General features: G+C 68.9%; 19 protein-coding genes. 10 read left to right on the forward strand and 9 right to left on the reverse strand.

What is annotated here, in order from left to right:
- Positions 1-50 precede the first annotated feature (50 nt).
- From BLV94_RS16365 to mrf, 5 genes are all read right to left on the reverse strand, one after another.
- The gene (locus tag BLV94_RS16365; RefSeq protein WP_072937289.1) at positions 51-1529 is read right to left on the reverse strand and encodes a sensor histidine kinase; all 1479 of its coding nucleotides are present in this window, start codon (positions 1527-1529) and stop codon (positions 51-53) included.
- Complete coding sequence (locus tag BLV94_RS16370) at positions 1529-2215, reverse strand: response regulator transcription factor (protein WP_072937290.1); 687 nt, start codon at positions 2213-2215, stop codon at positions 1529-1531. Before BLV94_RS16370 ends, BLV94_RS16365 begins: the two co-directional genes overlap by 1 nt.
- 68 nt (positions 2216-2283) lie before the next feature.
- The gene (locus BLV94_RS16375; RefSeq protein WP_072937291.1) at positions 2284-2892 is read right to left on the reverse strand and encodes a trimeric intracellular cation channel family protein; all 609 of its coding nucleotides are present in this window, start codon (positions 2890-2892) and stop codon (positions 2284-2286) included.
- A gap of 108 nt (positions 2893-3000) precedes the next feature.
- Positions 3001-3255: a type B 50S ribosomal protein L31 gene (locus BLV94_RS16380; RefSeq protein ID WP_015889426.1), complete on the reverse strand. Its 255-nt coding sequence runs from the start codon at positions 3253-3255 to the stop codon at positions 3001-3003.
- The gene (gene mrf / locus BLV94_RS16385; protein WP_072937292.1) at positions 3252-4517 is read right to left on the reverse strand and encodes a ribosome hibernation factor-recruiting GTPase MRF; all 1266 of its coding nucleotides are present in this window, start codon (positions 4515-4517) and stop codon (positions 3252-3254) included. The genes BLV94_RS16380 and mrf overlap by 4 nt, the downstream gene beginning before the upstream one ends.
- A 97-nt stretch (positions 4518-4614) precedes the next feature.
- Here mrf and rpmB point away from each other — a divergent pair, with 97 nt between their 5' ends.
- The 4 genes from rpmB to rpsR are packed head-to-tail and all read left to right on the forward strand — an operon-like array spanning position 4615 to position 5600.
- A complete protein-coding gene (gene rpmB, locus BLV94_RS16390) occupies positions 4615-4851 on the forward strand; it encodes a 50S ribosomal protein L28 (RefSeq protein WP_072937293.1) in 237 nt (78 codons plus the stop codon).
- A complete protein-coding gene (gene rpmG, locus BLV94_RS16395; protein WP_005238642.1) occupies positions 4851-5018 on the forward strand; it encodes a 50S ribosomal protein L33 in 168 nt (55 codons plus the stop codon). The genes rpmB and rpmG overlap by 1 nt, the downstream gene beginning before the upstream one ends.
- A 12-nt stretch (positions 5019-5030) precedes the next feature.
- A complete protein-coding gene (gene rpsN, locus BLV94_RS16400) occupies positions 5031-5336 on the forward strand; it encodes a 30S ribosomal protein S14 (RefSeq protein ID WP_072937294.1) in 306 nt (101 codons plus the stop codon).
- A 9-nt stretch (positions 5337-5345) separates the two neighbouring features.
- Positions 5346-5600, forward strand: a complete 255-nt coding sequence (gene rpsR, locus BLV94_RS16405; RefSeq protein WP_005238639.1) for a 30S ribosomal protein S18 — start codon at positions 5346-5348, stop codon at positions 5598-5600.
- A 60-nt stretch (positions 5601-5660) separates the two neighbouring features.
- Here the strand turns inward: rpsR and BLV94_RS16410 are convergent, their stop codons facing one another.
- The 3 genes from BLV94_RS16410 to BLV94_RS16420 all read right to left on the reverse strand — a co-directional run bounded on the left by BLV94_RS16410 (position 5661) and on the right by BLV94_RS16420 (position 7901).
- Positions 5661-6254 (reverse strand): DUF305 domain-containing protein, encoded by a 594-nt coding sequence (locus BLV94_RS16410; RefSeq protein WP_072937295.1) that lies wholly within the window; start codon positions 6252-6254, stop codon positions 5661-5663.
- A gap of 70 nt (positions 6255-6324) precedes the next feature.
- A complete protein-coding gene (locus BLV94_RS16415; RefSeq protein ID WP_244163607.1) occupies positions 6325-6714 on the reverse strand; it encodes a DUF6153 family protein in 390 nt (129 codons plus the stop codon).
- A gap of 134 nt (positions 6715-6848) precedes the next feature.
- A complete protein-coding gene (locus BLV94_RS16420) occupies positions 6849-7901 on the reverse strand; it encodes a serine hydrolase domain-containing protein (protein WP_072937297.1) in 1053 nt (350 codons plus the stop codon).
- Between the two features lie 141 nt (positions 7902-8042).
- Between BLV94_RS16420 and BLV94_RS16425 the strand changes: the two genes are divergently transcribed.
- The 5 genes from BLV94_RS16425 (at position 8043) to BLV94_RS16445 (ending at position 15363) form a co-directional block, all read left to right on the forward strand.
- Positions 8043-8972 carry an AEC family transporter gene (locus BLV94_RS16425; protein WP_072937418.1) on the forward strand — a complete coding sequence of 310 codons (930 nt, stop codon included), beginning with the start codon at positions 8043-8045 and terminating at the stop codon, positions 8970-8972.
- 14 nt (positions 8973-8986) lie between these two features.
- Positions 8987-9451, forward strand: coding sequence for a hypothetical protein (locus BLV94_RS16430; protein WP_072937298.1), 465 nt, complete (start codon positions 8987-8989; stop codon positions 9449-9451).
- 1 nt (position 9452) lies between these two features.
- On the forward strand, positions 9453-10616 hold the full coding sequence (locus BLV94_RS16435; protein ID WP_072937299.1) for an MFS transporter: 1164 nt from the start codon (positions 9453-9455) through the stop codon (positions 10614-10616).
- Positions 10617-10765: 149 nt separating this feature from the next.
- Positions 10766-13948: an NAD-glutamate dehydrogenase domain-containing protein gene (locus tag BLV94_RS16440; RefSeq protein WP_072937300.1), complete on the forward strand. Its 3183-nt coding sequence runs from the start codon at positions 10766-10768 to the stop codon at positions 13946-13948.
- A gap of 53 nt (positions 13949-14001) precedes the next feature.
- Complete coding sequence (locus BLV94_RS16445; protein ID WP_083395585.1) at positions 14002-15363, forward strand: flavin monoamine oxidase family protein; 1362 nt, start codon at positions 14002-14004, stop codon at positions 15361-15363.
- A gap of 24 nt (positions 15364-15387) precedes the next feature.
- Here the strand turns inward: BLV94_RS16445 and BLV94_RS16450 are convergent, their stop codons facing one another.
- Entirely contained in the window at positions 15388-16914 is a 1527-nt protein-coding gene (locus BLV94_RS16450; protein ID WP_072937301.1) for a PucR family transcriptional regulator, read from the reverse strand.
- Between the two features lie 289 nt (positions 16915-17203).
- Here BLV94_RS16450 and BLV94_RS16455 point away from each other — a divergent pair, with 289 nt between their 5' ends.
- Positions 17204-18442 (forward strand): MFS transporter, encoded by a 1239-nt coding sequence (locus BLV94_RS16455; RefSeq protein ID WP_072937302.1) that lies wholly within the window; start codon positions 17204-17206, stop codon positions 18440-18442.
- The last annotated feature ends 11 nt before the right edge of the window (positions 18443-18453 follow it).

Raw genomic sequence — 18453 nt, forward strand, 5'->3', positions numbered from 1 at the left:
GAAGGTCCTGAGACCGGCCTTTGAGTTAGCCGAGACCTCGAGCTTCGAGCCTATTCCGCTTCGGGTTCACCCGGAAGGACGATGCGGATGAGCGCACCGCCCCGTTCGGAGACGTCCACCGCGATCGTGCCGCCGTGCTTGACCACCACCTGCCGGACGATCGCCAGCCCCAGCCCGGAGCCGGGCATCGAGCGCGACGCCGTGGACCGGTAGAAGCGGTCGAACACCAGCTCCCGATCCTCCTCCGGAATACCCGGGCCCGCGTCGTCGACCGTCAGCTCGAGAAGTCCGTCGCCTGCCGGTTTCATCGCCACCCGCACCTGCTCACCGGTCGGACTCCACTTGGCGGCGTTGTCGAGGACGTTCAGCACCGCCCGCGACAATCCCGCGTGGTCTCCGTACACGAACCAGGGAACGGTGACGGCGGTGAAGTCGATCTCGTTACGCCGGCGTCGCGCACGCTCGAGGCTGCGGTCCACCACTTCGCTGAGATCGACTCTCTCGAAGATGGTTTCCGGTGCGTCCTCGCGGGCGAGGTCGACGAGGTCGCCCACCAGCTGCGAGAGTTCCTCGATCTGCGCCACCACGTCGGTGCGCAGTTCGGCCATGTCGTCGTCCGGAATATGCGGCGCGCCAGGACGACTCGACGCGATCAGCAACTCCATGTTGGTGCGCAACGACGTGAGCGGCGTCCGCAGTTCGTGTCCCGCGTCGGCGACGAGCCTGCTCTGCCGCTCCCGCGATTCCGCGAGCGCCCTCAGCATGGTGTTGAAACTTTCGGTGAGCCGGGCGAGTTCGTCGTTGCCCGTCACCGGCATCGGCGTCAGGTCGTCGGTCCGGGCCACCCGTTCCGTGGCGGCGGTGAGCCGGGCGATCGGACGCAGACCGGTGCGCCCCACCGTCGTCCCGGCGGCGGCCGCGAGGACCACCCCGCACCCGCCGACGATGAACAGGACCCACGCCAGCCGGTCGAGCACCGCCCCCGTCGGCGCCAGCCGCTGGGCGATCACCAGCGTGCTGCCGTCCTGGGTGCGCTCGGCCAGCACCCGCTGGTTGTCCGCGGTGCGCAGGGACGTTTCCTGCTCGCCGCGCGCCACCGACAACTCCGGCTCGCCGATCGGCACATTGGAACCCGGTGGCGTGTACGTGTCGAGGTCCGGGAAGACCAGCGCCACACTGATGTCCGTCGTGTACAGCGTCGCGCCCGCGATGTAGCGCGGATCGAACGTCACGAGGTTGCTGTCGATCAGCGCCGACGCGCGGTTCCGCAACTGGTTGTCGACATCGGCGTACAGGGCCCGCGACACCACTGCGTACGCGGCGATCGCCATCACCGCCACCGCGATGGCCACCACGGACGCGGCGAGCAGCGTCACCCGCCACCGCAACGAGACCGACCGTGTCAACGGCATCGGAGGCCGCATCTCGGGCGGTAACGGGATCGGTCCTGTGGGGTGCCGCGAAATAGGGTGCGTGTCGTGCTTCGCCGACCCCGACTTGGGGGCAGTTCTGTGGAACGGAACAGCCATCACGGAGGAGTCTCCCGCAGCACGTAGCCGACCCCGCGGACGGTGTGCAGCAGGCGGGCTTCTCCGTCCGCCTCCGTCTTGCGGCGCAGATACCCGATGTAGACCTCGAGCGCGTTGCCGGACGTCGGGAAGTCGTAACCCCACACCTCCTCGAGGATGCGGCCACGGGTCAGCACCCGGCGCGGGTTGGCCATCAGCATCTCGAGGAGCGAGAACTCGGTGCGGGTGAGGCTGATGGACCGCTCGCCACGCGTCACCTCGCGGGTGACCGGATCGAGCGTGAGGTCCTCGAACGTCATCTTCTCCGAATCGATGCCCGGCTCCGGCGCGGCGCGGCGCAGCAGCGCACGCAACCGGGCCAGCAACTCCTCGAGGGCGAACGGTTTCGGCAGGTAGTCGTCGGCTCCGGCGTCCAGGCCCGACACCCGCTCCGACACGGAGTCGCGCGCGGTCAAGACGAGAATCGGCAGGTCGTCGCCGGTGCTCCGCAACCGGCGGCACACCTCGAGACCGTCCAGACGCGGCATCATCACATCGAGCACGAGCGCGTCGGGGCGCGCGTTCGCGACCTTCTCGAGAGCATCGATACCGTCGACGGCCAGTTCCACCGAGTACCCGTTGAAGCTGAGAGACCGCCGTAAGGACTCCCTCACGGCGCGATCGTCGTCGACCACCAGAATGCGCATACCCGACAGTTTGGCCCGATCAACTGAGATATGTCTGAGAAGGGGACTTCGACACGAGATGGCGCCCGTCACTCGAGGACGCGCGGACCCGGCAGCCCCCAGTTCCGCCACAACGCCACCAACCGCAGCGCGGACGCGAACACCGTCCCCACCACCAGCGCCACATCGGTACCCGAACCCCACTCGCTGACCGCGACGACCAGCGCCGAACCGAGCAGCGCCGGCACCGCGTAGAAGTCCCGCTGCAGCAGCAACGGGACCTCGTTCACCAGCACGTCGCGCAGGATGCCGCCGCCGATCGCCGCGGTGCCGCCGATGAGGCACGACGCCAGCGGACTCGCCCCGTGGTCGAGGGCGATCACCGCGCCCGTGCTCGCGAACAGCCCCATCCCCAGGGCGTCCAGCACCAGGATCTCCCGGCGGAGCCGCCCGACAGTCGAATGCAGGAAGAACACCAGCAACGACATCACGAACGACGTGCCGAGGTTCGGCCAGCTACCCAGCGACGTCGGCGGATGGATGCCCAGCAGGACGTCGCGGACGATGCCGCCACCGAGAGCGGTGAACACACCGACCACGCAGACACCGAAGATGTCGAGGCGCTTCGTCACCCCCACCAGGGCGCCCGACGCCGCGAACACCGCGATGCCCACCAGTTCCAGGATGTACAGCAGCACCCGCCAAGGTTCGCATGTGGCGTGTCACTTCCCGGCCGGGTCCACCAATCCCAGCTTCACGGACTTCGACCCGTGAGTACTTGTTAACCGCCCGCGGTTAACAAGTACTCACGGGCGCTTGCGCACTCCGTACCGGCGCTCGAACTTCTCGACGCGGCCCGCGGTGTCCATCACGCGCTGCGCACCGGTCCAGAACGGGTGCGATTCGCTGGTCACGTCCACGACCACCAGTGGATAGGTATTACCGTCCTCCCACACGGCGGTGCGGTCGCTGGTCAGCGTCGACCGCGTGAGGAACGTGGTTCCGGTGCTCGCGTCCTGGAACACCACGGGGTGGTAGTCGGGATGGATTCCTGGTTTCATTCGTGTCCCTCTCTCGATTCGGGTTCTGCATAGGGTGATTCGCTGCTCTCGCAGGGATCTTCGTGGAACTGCCCGAACGGGTCGGGCCACGACTGCCATCCGGCTTCGTCCGCGAGTTCGTCGTCGGTGACGAGCGCCCACTGCAGGGTGCGGTCGATCTCGGTGGGGTCGGCGGCATGCACCAGCACCACCATCGACGTGTGCCGGTCGCCGAAGCGTTCGTCCCAGCACAGCGCTGCCATCGCACGACGCGCGACCCCGACCTGTTCCTGTTCCTCCGGGGTCATGGCGGCCAGCCAGCGGTCGGCGCTCGCCACCCGCAGTCCCCCACCGGCCGACTCGAGCCACAGCGCCTCGTCCGGCTGCGTCGCGACCCACACGCGTCCGCGCGAGGTGACGACGCCGTCGAGGAGCACGTCGACGGCCTCGTGCAGCCGCTCCGGATGGAACGGCCGGGTAGCGGTGAACTCGACGAGCATCACGCCGCAGTCGTGGGACAGCGGCGGCTGTCCGCGCAGCAGCGGTGAGTGGGCGTGGGACGGCTCACCGCGTCGCGCGCCGGCCGGGATGTCGAGGAGCAGTCGCTCGACGTCGAGGGTGTCCCCGCCCCAGCTGATCGATGCGCCCGGTGCGAGCCGGGCCAGGACGGCGTGGAGCCGCGCCTGCTGCCAGCCGTCGCCGGCGCTGCCCGCCACCACGAGGGCGTCGGCGAAGTCCACCTGCCCGACCGCGACCTGCGCCACGGTGCGGTCGTCGTCCAGCGCGTCGTCGCCGGTGGCATCGGCCAGCCACGATCCCGCGTCGAGGCAGGTGACGACGCCGTCGACGCGCACGTCCCGCGACGCCGGACCGTCGATCTGCCCGACCACACCGGACACCGACACGTGCTCGACCGCCCAGCAGACGGCCTCGGGTTCGAGCCTGCGGTCGAGGTGCAGCACGATGCGCTGCACCGAACTGCGGGTGTGCAGGCGGCGGATCAGCGGCAGGAGGTCCTGACGCAGCGTGCAGGAGATGCAGCCGTGTGCCAGTTCGAGGATGTGGAGGCGCTCGCGCGGCGCCCCTGACTCCAGCGTGGTGACGGTGCGGCGCACGACGCCTTCGTGCAGGAGGTCGAGGTCGTGATGCACGACGACGGTGCCGTCGCGGAGCAGCGAGCGCGCCGCGTCCTCGGTGGGGCCGTTCCAGCCGGATACCAGGATCAGTGGCGTCCGGCCGTCGAGTATCTCGTTCACGAGCACCCTTTCGATAACGATTGTCATTACGTTGACGGAACGCTACATTGGAAACCCGCCGTTGTCGAAAATGATTGTCATCACCCTCTCGTCGAGTTGTCGCGAGAGGCAGAGAGGAACGCCCATGTCGGCGCACTGCCAGGTGACCGGACGCCAGCCAGGATTCGGCAAGTCCGTGTCGCACTCCCACAAGCGCACCAACCGGCGCTGGGATCCGAACATCCAGAAGAAGACGTATCTCCTACCCAGCGAGGGCAGGCGGATCACCCTCACGCTCTCCGCGAAGGGCATCAAGACCATCGACCGGGACGGCATCGACGCCGTCGTCGCCCGGATCCGGGCCCGCGGGGAGAAGATCTGATGGCCGCCCGCAACGAGATCCGCCCGATCGTGAAACTGAAGTCGACGGCGGGCACCGGATACACGTACGTGACCCGCAAGAACCGCCGCAACGACCCGGACCGTCTGGTGATGAAGAAGTACGACCCGGTCGTGCGGAAGCACGTCGATTTCCGAGAAGAGAAGTAGAAGACACCGCCCATGGCAAAGAAGTCGAAGATCGCGAAGAACGAGCAGCGCAAGATCGTAGTGGCGCGCTGGGCCGAGCGCCGCGCGGAGCTGAAGGAGACCATCCGCCGCCCGTCGAGCAGCGAAGACGAGCGCGCGGAGGCCCGGGCGGCACTGCAGCGTCTGCCCCGCGACGCGAATCCGGTACGATTGCGCAATCGAGACGCTGCGGATGGACGTCCGCGCGGCCACCTGAGGAAGTTCGGGCTCTCTCGCGTGCGTGTTCGCGAGATGGCGCACCGCGGGGAGCTGCCAGGCGTCCACAAGTCGAGCTGGTAAAGGAAGAAGATGGCAGTCAAGAGAGCACCGTCGAAGAAGCCGCGTCCCGTCGAGGGCCGCAAGCCCAAGAAGAACCCGTTGTTCGCGGCCAAGATCGAGTACGTCGATTACAAGGACATCAACCTTCTGCGCACGTTCATCTCGGACCGCGGCAAGATCCGTAGCCGCCGCGTCACGGGCCTGACCCCGCAGCAGCAGCGTCAGGTTGCCGTCGCCGTGAAGAACGCTCGCGAGATGGCTCTGCTGCCCTTCACGAGCCGGTAACTCGCAAGGCACCGAAAAGGCCGCGTAATCCTCGGATTACGCGGCCTTTCGTCATTTCGGTCAGCCGAGCGCGGCCTGCATGTCGGTGATCTCCTTCTGCTGCGCGGTCACGATGTCGGCGGCCATCTGCTTCGCCTCCGGGTTCTCACCGTCGGCGAGTTCGGCATTCGCCATCTCGATCGCGCCCTTGTGGTGCTCGATCATCATGACCAGCCATTGCCGGTCGAATTCGGTGCCCGACAGTGCCGTCAGGGCACCCATCCGATCGGCCGACATCACGCCGTCGCCGTGGTCCGTGCTGCTGTGGTCCATGCCGGACATGTCGGACGCCGGAACCGGTTGTCCCCACTGCTGGAGCCAGTCGGTCATCCGGTCCATCTCCGGTTGCTGCGCCGCCTCGATCGCGGCGGCGAGAGTGACCACATCGGTGTTCTCGGTGCGGCCGACGACCAGGTCGGCCATCTCCACCGCCTGCGCGTGGTGCGGGTACATCCCGTTCAGGAACGCGATGTCGGCGTCGTTGAACCGTGCCTGCGAGTGGGCCACCGACGTCGTGGTCGTCGTCGAGGTGCCGGCCGAGTCGGTGCTGCACCCGGTCAGGACGAGAGCGGCGGCCGCCGCGGCGGAGATCAGGGCTGTGGTGGTGGTACGCATGAGGAACTCCTTGGGATCAATTCGGAAGTTGACAGTCGGATCCGCCGGGGCACACGCCCCGGACTCCCTGTCACACCCGCAGAATCGAGAGTTCCGCCAATGACAACACCGTCCACGGCGGTGGGCCACGACCCGACTGCACACGGTCGGCGCTCACCCGCGACCGTCGCGCCGCGGGATCCGCGGAGTGCCTCCACAGCAGCATCGCCGACGTCAGCGCGGCGATCACTACGATCACACCGGCACACTGGTGGCCGGTGAGATGGACTTGCCCGCACCCGTCCCGGCCGCATCCGTGGGGGTCCTCGTCGTGAGTCGCGGTTGCCGAGGGTTGTTCATGCACCGCGGCGATCGCGGTCGGCGCGATCAGGCTGTGCATGAGGAGCACCCCGGCGGCGACAGCGATCAGCAGCGCGGCACGCGCCACGACTGTGCGCCTCCGCCCGGTTGCCGTCTCCACAGCCCCACTGTAACCGGACATACCCGGCGGGGGTACCCAGGTGAGTGGCGATGCGTGCCCGAGGACACTGTGCCACTCACGTGCCCGGCGTCCCTCAGGTGAGCGGCAAAGTGTGCCCCGGCACGCTTTCGCACTCACATGGGGGTGTGCGCGAGGATCTCCAGGCCCTGCTGCTCAAGTCCGCCGATCGTGTCGGTGAGGATGACGAGCCCGCGGTCGTTCGCCCGGTCGAGCACGACGGTGCACTGGAAGCCGCCCGTCGCGCCGCCGTGCAGGGTGTAGTCCCGGCCTTCGAACGGGACGATCGACCACGTCAGCGCCCGGTAGCTGTCGCCGACCCACCGCGGGTCCATGGCCGTGCCGCCCGGGACCGTTCCGTCGAGCAGAGCCCGGACGTACGTCGACATGTCGTTCGCCGTGGACCGCAATCCACCGGCCGGCGCGTACGCGTCCAGCGGCCACGGGTCCTGCGACCGGTGCAGGACGTCGAATCCGCGAGTGACGTTCGCGGGCAGGTCGGCGGCGGTGAGCGGCATCCACGACTGCGACAGTCCGAGCGGGACGAGCATGCGATCGCGGAGCAGCGACGGGTAGTCGGTGTGCGCGGCCGCGGCCAGCGCCTGGCCGAGCAGCGCGAAGCCGACGGTCGAGTAGGAGTAGCTGCCGCGGGTCGTGAGCGGCGCCGACCGCAGTTGCTGCAGCAAGGTGTCCCGGTCGTAGGTGAACGGATTGGACGCGACAACCCAGTGCCCCACGGCGACCACGGTGTCGGTGCTCATCGGGAACTGCGCCAGCCCGGACGTGTGGGACGCCAACTCGAGTAGTGTCACGTCGCCGACCGGCGAGCCCTGTAGCGGCAGCACGTCCGCGACCTTCGTGTCCTCCCGCACCTCACCCCGGGCGACGGCGTCGACGAACAGTGCCGCGGTGAACGTCTTGGTGACGGAACCGATCTCGTAGTCGGTGTCCTCGGTGGCCCCGAAGTTCGCGAATCGGGTGCCGGAGGCATCGATGTACGCGACGCTCGCGTTCTCGCGGTAGCTGCGTCCGAGGACCTGCCCGGCGAGCGCGATCAGAGCCGGATCCCCGCTCGACGGCGGGGCCAGCGCCGACGCCACGGGAGCGGCGCCCCAGGCGAGGGTCCACGCACAGAACAGCGCGCAGAGAACGGTCGTACGACGCAGCATTTCGACTCCTCGGGCGCGACGGAACGCGCACACAGACGATGCCCCCGACCGGAGGCTATTGTCACCCACCCGAACGCCTGGCACTAGACTTCGGAAGGTTTGCCGACAGGAGGCTTACCTGTCGAGGAGGTGCCCCGCAGCGTGTCGGGAGTGGTTGCGGGATTCACCGTCATATTCGTGATCATCGCGATCGGCTACATTCTCGGCCGACGCGGGACGCTGGGTGCGGAGGGCGAATCCGTCCTGGGCAGGCTGGTGTTCTTCGTCGCCACACCGGCGCTGCTGTTCGATTCGCTCGCATCGTCCGACCTCTCCGTGATCTTCTCGCCCACTCTGGCCGTCGCGGCTGCCACTGCATTGACGGTCGGCGCACTGTACATGGTCGTCGCGAAGCTGTGGCTACACAGGTCCCTTCCGGAACTGACGATCGGCGCGCTGTCGTCGTCGTATGTGAACTCCGCGAATCTGGGCATCCCCATCGCGGTCTTCGTCCTCGGCGACGCCTCGTTCGTGGCGCCGCTGCTGCTGTTCCAGATCATCGCGTACTCCCCCATCGCGCTCACCATCCTCGACGTCACCACGCTCCGGCGGGGCGCGTCGCGACTCGACACGATCACCGCGCCGTTCAAGAACCCGATCGTCGTCGCGGGCGCGGCGGGACTGTTGATCGCCCTACTCGGCTGGACACCGCCGGAAGCCCTGATGCAGCCGTTCCGGCTCATCGGTGGCGCGTCCGTACCGGGTGCGCTGCTCGCGTTCGGCATCTCGCTGTACGGGGTGCGGGTGCTGGAGAAGGGGACGAGTCCGCGTCGCGACGTCGCACTGGCGTCGGTACTCAAGATCGTCGTGCAACCGGTGCTGGCCTATGTGATGGCGCGCTATCTGCTCGGGCTGGGCGGCCACGAACTGTTCGCCATCGTGGTGGTGGCAACGCTGCCGACGGCGCAGAACGTCTTCGTCTACGCCAGCCGGTACGGGGTGGGCACGGTGATGGCCCGGGACACCGCATTCGTCACGACTCTGGCGGCGATTCCGGGGATTGCGCTGGTCTCCGGCCTGCTCGCGGGATGAGGTTACCGTGGCTTATGCGCGTAATCGCCCTCGCAGTGCTGGCCTGCCTCGCCGTCGCCGGATGCGGGTCCGGTTCGAGCACCGACGAACCGACGATTCCCCCGGAGATCGCGTCCGCAGTGGATCCCAGCCCGACTAATCCGTCGTCGGGGATGCCCATTCCCTCCGAAGTGCCCGGGGAGGACTTCGGCACCGTCTTCGAACCGCGTCCCGACATCGTCCGGGCGAATCCGACCCCGTTCGAGTCGTGGTCCCGCGCGGACGGAAACAAGGTGGCGATCCACTTCGTCACCGGAACCCCGGAGTGTTACGGCGCCGACGCGACGGTCACCGAGACCGACACCACCGTCACGATCTCGCTGCGCACCGGCACGCTCCCGGAGGCGGCCGACAAGATGTGCATCCTCGTCGCCGTGTTCGGCACCCTCGAGGTCCAGTTGCAGGGGCCGCTCGGAAATCGTCAGGTGATCAACGGTTGACCTGGTGAAGCACTGGTTCCTCAACGTCTGCATCGCCACTGCTCTCCTCCAGGCCGTCTATCACGCTGTCCGCGTTCTCGTCTCCTACCGCGTCCTCGCTCTCGGCGGCGACGCCGTGACGATCGGCGTCGTCACCGCGCTGTTCTCGCTGGCGCCGCTGCTCGTGGCTGTCCGGATCGGACGCGCCGTGGACCGCCGGCATGCGGCCGCGGTTCTGCGGACGGGTGTGCTGCTGACTTCCCTCGGCGTCCTGGTGATCGCCGTCAGCGGCGACCTGATCGTCCTCGGACTCGGGAACGTGATCCTCGGGTTCGGGCAGATCCTCGTGACCGTCGCCGGGCAGGGGTTCATCACGCTCCTCTCCCCACCGGGTGAACTGGACCGCGGTTTCGCCGGATTGACGCTGGGCGTTTCGATCGGCCAGGCCGTCGGGGTACCGCTGGTCGGCGTGATCGCGGCCGGAAGCTCGGACGGCGGCGTCGTCGAGACCACCCTGGCGTTGACGGTGATGGGTGTGGTGGCGCTGGCCGCGGTCCCGTTCGCCTGGCCGATTCGCGAACGCCCGCAGCCGGCGGGACCACCGACGCCCGGCGACCGTCAGTCCGTGTTCAGCATGATCTCGACGACGGGGATGCGACCGGCCGTGTTCAGCAGCCTGATCGTGCTGGCGTCGGTCGACGTCGTCGTCGCGTACCTCCCCGTCCTCGGGCACGAGTTCGGTTTCAGCGTTCTCCTGGTGACGTTGCTGCTGACCGCGCGCACCGCGGCGTCGATCGTGTCGCGCGCCTTCCTGCCGTGGCTGCTCACTTGGGTGCCGCGGTCGAAACTGCTGGTCTCCGCGACGCTGTGCTCGGCGCTGCCCACCGCCCTGCTGCCGTTCGTCCCCCACCCCGCTGTGATGGCGCTGCTGCTCGTCGTCGCCGGATTCTTCTGGGGCATCGGCCAACCCCTGACCATGACGTGGGTGGCCGGGCTCGTCACCGCCGCCAACCGGGCCGCCGCGTTGTCGCTGCGGCTGACCGGCAACCGACTCGGGCAGGTGCTGATTCCGCTGGCCGCGGGCGCCGCGGCAGGCGTCGCGGGGACGTCGTCGATCTTCGTGATCACCGGCGGTCTCCTCGGCACCGCGGCGGTGTCGACGTGGCGAGCTGTGAGTACTTCTTAACCGCCGGCGGTTAACAAGTACTCACGGGTGCCGAAACGTCGCGTCCACCGACACACGACGCTCCACTTCGTCGGATGTGGCGTGCGTCTCTCATCGACACACTGGTTCCCAGTCACGCGTTTGTCAGATCAGGGGTCAGGAGCCACACGATGAGCTATACCGGTGTCATTCCGAGCACGACCGACACACCCCGTCCACGCCCGGACGAGGCCGCCGTGTCGAGCGCGGTCCTGGCGTCCGGAGGTACCACCCCGCGGCTGCGTTTCGTCGACTCCGCGGACGCACAGCCCGAGCCGGCCGCCGTCATGGTGTGGCCGCAGGGCACCCCGCTGCTCGCGGAACTGGTCGCGTTGTTCGCCGACCTCGGGTTGCAGGTGGCGTCCCACGAACAGCTGCCCGAAGGCGAGCCCGGCGGCCCGCTGGTCCACCGTTTCGACTTCAGCACCGGCGACTTCGCCTGGGATGCCGCAACTCCCGGACTGCTCTCCGACGCGTTCGAGGCCGCGGCCGCCGGACATCTGGAGGTCGACGGTTTCACCCGCCTCGTCGCCGCCGCGAACCTGACGTGGACGGATGCCGTCCTGGTCCGGGCGGCGTGCCGGTACCTCCGGCAGGTGGGACTGGGGCTGTCGGAACCCAACATCGTCGCGATCCTGTTGCGGCACAGCGATTTCGTGCGCGGATTCCGCAACCTGTTCACCGCCCGCTTCGATCCCGCCCTCGCCGGCTCCGATCGTGAGAGCGCCGCGACGGACGCCGAGCGGGTGCTGCTCGCCGCGATCGACCGGACCGCGACGATGGACGAGGACCGGCTGCTCCGCGGACTGCTGTCGTTCACCTCGGCGGTGTTGCGCACCAACTGGTTCCGCCACGACCGCACGATCAGCGCCGCCCCCGCGGCCTTCAAGATCGACCCGTCGCTGTTGTCACTGTCCGCGGTCGTGACGCCGTACCGTGAGATCTTCGTGCACTCGCCGATCGTCGAGGGCAGCCACGTCCGCAGCGGCCCGGTGTCCCGCGGCGGCCTGCGCTGGTCGGACCGCAAGGACGACTTCCGCACCGAGGTCCTGGGTCTGATGAAGACGCAGCACGTGAAGAACTCGCTGATCGTCCCGATGGGCGCGAAGGGCGCGTTCGTGGTGCGCACCGAGACGACTCCGGACGCGGTCCGCGCGGCGTACACGAGTTTCATCGACGGACTGCTCGACGTCACCGACGACATCGTCGACGGCGAGGTCGTGCATCCCCGCGACACGGTGATCTACGACGAGTCCGACCCGTATCTGGTGGTGGCGGCCGACAAGGGCACGGCCCGGTTCTCGGATCTGGCCAACAGCATCGCGACGCGACGCGGGTTCTGGCTGGGTGACGCGTTCGCGTCCGGCGGGTCCGCCGGCTACGACCACAAGGCGATGGGCATCACGGCGCGCGGCGGATGGGTGTCGGTGCGCAGGCATTTCGCGGAGATGGGCAAGAACGTCGACACGGACGCGTTCACCGTGGTCGGCATCGGCGACATGTCCGGGGACGTGTTCGGCAACGGCATGCTGCTCAGCCGCGCTATCCGGTTGGTCGGCGCGTTCGACCACCGGCACATCTTCCTCGATCCCGAACCGGATTCGGAGGCGTCCTACCGCGAGCGCGAGCGCCTCGCAGCGGTGCCCGGCAGCAGCTGGGACGACTACGACCGCAGCCTCGTCTCGGCGGGTGGCGGTGTGTGGCCGCGGACGGCGAAGAAGATCCCGCTGTCGCCGCAGGTGCGTGAACGTCTCGGCGTGACGGCGACCGAACTCCCCCCGCACGAGGTGGTGAAGGCCCTGCTCACCGCGGACGTGGACCTGTTGTGGAACGGTGGAATCGGCACGTACGTGAAGGCGTCTGCCGAAGTCCACGCGGACGCCGCCGACCCGGCCAACGACGCCGTCCGGGTGGAGGCGAGCGACGTGCGCGCCGCGGTGATCGGCGAGGGCGGCAATCTCGGTCTCACCCAGCGCGCCCGCATCGAGTACGCGCTGAACGGCGGCCGGATCAACGCCGACTTCATCGACAACGCCACCGGCGTCGCGACGTCGGATCGGGAGGTGAACCTGAAGGTCGCGTTGGACGCCGCCGTCGCGGCGGGCGAACTCCCCGCGGCGGAACGGAACACGCTGCTCGCCCGGGTTCAGGACGAGATCGGCGAATCGGTGCTCGCCGACGCCGCCTCCCAGACCCTCGCCATCAGCCTCGCCGAGGTCCACGCCCCGTTCCTGCTCGGACGCCACGAGCGGCTGATCGAGAACCTCGAGCGGGACGCCGGGATCAGCCGGGCGGCGGAGGTCCTGCCGTCGGCGGCGGAACTGTCGGCGCGCCACCGCGCGGGCCAGGGACTGGTGCGGCCGGAGATCGCCGTTCTGCTCGCGCAGTCGAAGAACCTCGTCGTCACCGAACTGCTCGCCTCCCCCGTGCTCGACTTCGCGGTGTTCGACGGTGTGCTCGCCGACTACTTCCCGGCCCCCATCCGCGAACGCGTCCCCCGTCAGATCAGCGGTCACCGGCTCGCCAGGGAGATCGTGGCCGTCATCGTGGCGGGCGACATGATCGACCGTGTCGGACCGGGCCTGATCCACCGACTGGAGGAGCGGCTCGGCGTCGGCACCCCCGAGATCACCGTCGCGTACGCGGTGGTGCGGCAGGTGTTCGACATCGACCGGCTGTGGAACGAGGTCCTCACGCTGCCCGGCGCGTCGCACCGGACCCGGCTGAACCTGCACTTCGGCATCCAGGACCTGATCGAGCGCACCACGTCGTGGCTGCTGCGGCACCGCACCACGGGCACGGATGCGCAGGAGTTGATCGAGCGTTTCGCGAAGCCGGTCCAGGAACTCGCGGCCGCGCTGCCCCACCTCACCGGCGCACCGGCCCAGGACCTGGGCACGCTGCGGATCCTGGCGCAGGCCTTCGCCCTGGAGACCACCGCGCAGTCGCTGGACGTGCCGATCACCCAGGTGGCCGAGGCGTACCGCGAGTTCGGCCGCGTGGTGGGCCTCGACTGGCTGTCGGAACGGTTCTCCGTCGGCGAGACCGGGACCACCTACTGGGAGGCGATGGCGGGAGCCGTCCTCGTCGACAACCTCCAGGAGCACTGGCACGGCCTGATCGGGCTCGTCCTGCGCGGCGCCTCGCCCGCGACGACCGCCGCCGACGCCGTCACCCACTGGCTCACCGAACACACCACCGCCGCGGACCGCCTGGCACAGATGCTCGGCGAACTGCGCAGCCTCGACCGCGTGGACAACTCGAGCATCTGCGTCATCGACGCCGAACTGTCGCTCGCGCTGACCCGCTGCTGAACCCGAACCACCTTTCACGAACCGATCAGCACTTCAACCAAAGGAGCTCGAAAGTGCCTACTCTCCAACGTGATGTCGCCATCGTCGGCGCAGGCCCGTCCGGCCTGGCCGCAGCGACGGCGCTGCGTAAGGCGGGGTTGTCCGTCGCCGTCCTGGAGGCGCGCGACCGCGTCGGAGGCCGCACCTGGACCGACACCATCGACGGCGCGATGCTGGAGATCGGCGGTCAGTGGGTCTCCCCCGACCAGACGGCGCTGATCTCGCTGCTCGACGAACTCGGCCTGGAGACGTTCGACCGGTACCGCGAGGGCGAATCCGTCTACATCTCGGCCGCGGGCGACCGCACCCGCTACACCGGTGAGTCGTTCCCCGTCGACGAGACCACCCGCAAGGAGATGGACCGCCTGGTCCAGATCCTCGACGACCTCGCCGCGCAGATCGGAGCCGAGGAGCCCTGGGCGCATCCGCTGGCGCGCGAACTGGACACGATCTCGTTCAAGCACTGGCTGATCGAGCAGTCCGACGACGCCGAGGCTCGCGACAACATCGGCCTGTTCATCGCCGGCGGCATGCTGACCAAGCCCGCGCACTCGTTCTCCGCGCTGCAGGCGGTGCTGATGGCCGCGTCGGCCGGATCGTTCTCGCACCTGGTGGACGAGGACTTCATCCTCGACAAGCGGGTCATCGGCGGTATGCAGCAGGTGTCGATCCGGATGGCGGCCGCCCTCGGCGACGACGTCTTCCTGAACGCCCCCGTGCGCACCGTCCGGTGGAGCGAGGACGGCGCAGTCGTGCTGGCGGACGGGGACATTCGTGTGGAGGCCGCCCGCGTGATCCTCGCCGTCCCGCCGAACCTGTACTCCCGCATCTCGTACGACCCGCCGCTGCCGCGCCGCCAGCACCAGATGCACCAGCACCAGTCGCTGGGACTCGTTATCAAGGTGCACGCCGTGTACGAGACCCCGTTCTGGCGTGCGGACGGCTTGTCCGGCACCGGATTCGGCGCCTCCGAGGTCGTACAGGAGGTGTACGACAACACCAACCACGAGGACACCCGCGGCACCCTCGTCGCATTCGTGTCGGACGAGAAGGCCGACGCGATGTTCGCACTGAGCGAGGAGGAGCGCCGCGCCACCATCCTCGGCTCCCTCGCCCGCTACCTCGGGCCGAAGGCCGCCGAGCCGGTGGTGTACTACGAGTCCGACTGGGGCTCCGAGGAATGGACCCGGGGCGCGTACGCCGCGAGCTTCGACCTCGGTGGCCTGCACCGGTACGGCAAGGACACGCGGACGCCGGTCGGACCGTTCCACTTCTCCTGCTCGGACATCGCCGCCGAGGGCTACCAGCACGTGGACGGCGCCGTCCGGATGGGTCAGCGCACCGCCGCGGACATCGTCGCCCGCCTCGGAAAGTAATCCCGTCCGATCATCGCCCGGCAGTCACGACTGCCGGGCGATGATCGCGAGCAGCAGTTCGGCGCGCACGCGCGCCACGTCCAGCCGGCAGTCGATCAGCGATTCGATCCGCGCCATGCGGCTGCGCAGGGTGTGCCGGTGCACGCCCATCACCGCCGCCGCCGACTCCCAGTGCCCGTTCGCCTCGAGGAACGCCCGCAGCGACCCCAGCAATTCGGTGCCGTTGCTGCGGTCGTAGTCGTCGATCGGCGAGATCATCGTGTCCGCCAGCGAGTTCAGCACCTCCCGCGTCGAACTGAACGCGAGCAGCGCGCTGCCGGTCAGCGCCGCGAATTCCAGCGGATCCGCCCCCGCCTCGGCGGCCGACGCGGCGAGTTGGGACTGTTCGATGGCCGCCACGAGACCGGCGACCTCCCGCCGCCCGCTCAGCCCGGCCCGGATCGCCTTCCGCTCCGGGGCGGACAGACTGCGCAGCATCGCCCGCGCGAAGTCGACATCGTCGGTTCCCCGCAGCAGGACGGTGACCCGCGCATCGTGCCTGCGTGAGAACAGTTGCCGTCCGGCCTTGTTCATGGCCACCGCGACCGCCGACTCGGCCCGTTCCGCGAGCGCGGGCGTCTCGGCCACGACCGTGAGTCCGCGGACCATGCCGTCCGCGTCCGCGGCGTGCCGGATCTGCGACCACGCGGGCGCGAGGTCGCGGTCCTCGGTGAGCAGCAGGCCGAGGGCGTGCGAATTGAGCCGGTTCTGTGCCGTCCTGAGCCGCACCGGCTTCTCGAAATCCAACGCGAGCAACGAGTTCGCGTGACCGAGCAAGATCTGGTCCACGTGACTGAGCGCGGTGGGACTGATCACGGCGAGGTGGCCGTGCGGGGTGCTGCCGACGCTGATCTGCTGCACCGTGATCGAGGCGCCCGAGCGCGCGAGCGACACGCTGCTCGACGCCCCGCCGGTGCCCGCCTCCAGCACGTCCCGCAGTTCCCCGAGCACGTCCTCCGCGGGCTGCGCCGGATGCGCCTCCAGCACCCGGCCGGACAGGTCGAGGAGCAGGACGGTGGACGACGTGGCGACGGCGAGTTCGCGGACGGTGGCGCCGGTGCCGCCCTGGATGACGGCGCGGGTCATCCGCGGTTGCGCCCGGGACGCGCGCAGCACCGCCTCGTACTCCTGCTCGGCCAGACGGTTCATGACCCTCTTGACCACCGCCGCGAACGGCGTGGGCAGCGGTATCTCGAGCAGCGGCAGTCCGATCTCGTCGGCGACGACCACCAGGTCCTCGGGCACCTCGGGATGGGAGAGTCCGGTGCCGAACCCGACCGCCGCCACGCCGGCCTCGCCGAGTCCGCGCAGGTACCGCGCCCGGTCGGCGGCCGTCAGCGGAAGCCGGATGCCGGTGGTGAGGAGCAATTCGCCGCCGGAGAGCCAGCGGACGGGGTCCTGCAATTCGGTGGCGTGGGCGAACGTGATCTCGTTGCCGAGACCGGCGGCGCCACCCTTCAGTTCGAGAGCCAGGTCCGGCTGGGACAACATCCAGCGAACGGGAACGGTCATGTCGGCTCCTGCGCAGTGTGCGGTCGGGTCCGTGTCACCCTGACCGGTCGGAATGGGGATAGCGCTGGACAAGTTGGCCAGCTGAGCACGGACGACTACTCCATTGTGTCAGACGCCGACCTCGAGCACCGCCGAAACGCAACATTAACGAATCAAGTTCGTTTGCCCCCTTGCGCGCGGGACGCACCCTCCGCATACTTAACGAATCCCATTCGCTAAGTGACCCACGTCTCACGCGGGCCGCCACCCGAGACCCGGAGTTGTCGTTGACCCACCCCAGGAATCCCACGTGACCGCCGCCGTCCGCGTCCCCCTGACCCTCGGCCGCGGTATCGCCACCTTCAGCGTCTTCGTCGTCGGCTACATCACGGCCAATCTCATCCCGCTCATGATCATCGCGATGGTCGACGACCTCGGCGTCACCCAGACCGTCGCCGGCGCCGTCCTCACCGGTTCACTGCTGGCCACCGCGCTCGTCTGCCTCGCGACCACCCGATGGGCGGCCGGCCGCTCACGCCACCTGCTCGGCCGCGTCAGCCTCGTCGTGATGGCCACCGGTTTCGGCGCCGCCGCCCTCGTCCACTCCGCGCCGATCGCGTGCGCCGCCATCATCGTCGGCGGGATCGGCGCCGGCGGCGCGGTCGCGGTCGGCGGGGCCGCCCTGGCCGCGCTGAACAATCCGAACCGGGTGTCCGGGATCAACGGTCTCGTCAACCGCACCGCGGTCACCGGGGTTCTCGCGCTCATCCCGATCCTCGGCCTGCACATGACCAATGCGTTCGGGATCGTCGCGGTGCTGGCGCTGGCGACGGTGTTCACGATCGCCTGGCTGCCGTCCGCCCCCGCCGTCGACGAGGACGAGCCGAGCGCGGCGCACACCCGAACCCCGTTGCCCGAGGGCGTCACCGAGAAGAAACTGGCCGTCGCCGGCTTCTCCCTGCTCGTACTCTTCGCGATCTGGGCGATCGGCGAGGACTCGCTGTGGGCGGTGTCCGGCATCATGGGCGCCGAACACGCCTCCCTGACCGAACAGCAGATGGGTCTGGCGCTCAGCCTGTCCACCGCGGGCGGCATCGCCGCCGCCCTCGTCCTCACCGCGCTCGGTTCGCGCCTCGGCCGCACCGTCCCCACCGCCGTCCTCCTCGGATTCGGCGCCGCCCTGAAACTGGGCTCGTGCCTGGCCACCGATTCGACGACGTATCTGGTGCTCATCATCGCCTGGAACACGGTGTACGCCGCGGCCTTCATCTACGTGGTGGCCATCGCCGCCGCGCTGGACTCGTCCGGCCGCTGGTCCGCCCCGCTCCTGGGCACATATCTGGTGGGGTCGGCGTTCGCCCCGCTCTTCGGCACGCTCGTGACCGGCGCCGTCGGGTACGTCGCGTTCGGCTTCGTCCTGGCGGGCATCAGCCTCGCCCTGCTCGTGCCGATCGTCTGGATCGCCCGCCTGTCGACGCGCACCGAGCAGGCCTCCGCGTTACCCGGACAGGATCCCGCTGCCCGGTACACCACCTCGGTCGTCGTCTGACGGAAAGAGAG

The sequence above is a fragment of the Rhodococcus koreensis genome, assembly GCF_900105905.1.
Classification (GTDB): Bacteria; Actinomycetota; Actinomycetes; order Mycobacteriales; family Mycobacteriaceae; genus Rhodococcus_F; species Rhodococcus_F koreensis.